Below are 327 nucleotides of genomic sequence, written 5' to 3'. Positions count from 1 at the left end.
GGCATTTAATCATGACATTGGTGGTTGGGATACTTCTAATGTCACCAATATGGCAGAGATGTTTGCTTTTACCAAACTATTTAACCAAGACATTGGTGACTGGGATACGTCTAAGGTAGACAATATGAGCTATATGTTTATGTTTTCCAGTTCTTTTGAACAAGATTTGAGCCAGTGGTTTGTACCTTTAATTAGTGAACACCCCGAACATTTTGCAACGAATACACCCTTAAATCAAAACACGGCCGCCATGCCAAACTGGGGATCTCAAACTCGCCCAGAACCTACGCCAGAGCCTACACCGGAACCTACACCGGAACCTACACC

General features: G+C 43.1%; 1 protein-coding gene. It reads left to right on the top strand.

The genetic code is table 11. The features are described from left to right. Positions 1–327 (top strand): BspA family leucine-rich repeat surface protein (locus NA59_RS15280; RefSeq protein ID WP_157792665.1); only part of this gene is annotated, 327 nt, incomplete at both ends.

The sequence above is a fragment of the Thiomicrospira microaerophila genome, from assembly GCF_000934765.1.
GTDB lineage: Bacteria > Pseudomonadota > Gammaproteobacteria > Thiomicrospirales > Thiomicrospiraceae > Thiomicrospira > Thiomicrospira microaerophila.
The sequence above is the reverse complement of the archived record's forward strand: the minus strand, read 5'-3'. Positions and strand labels throughout refer to the sequence as shown.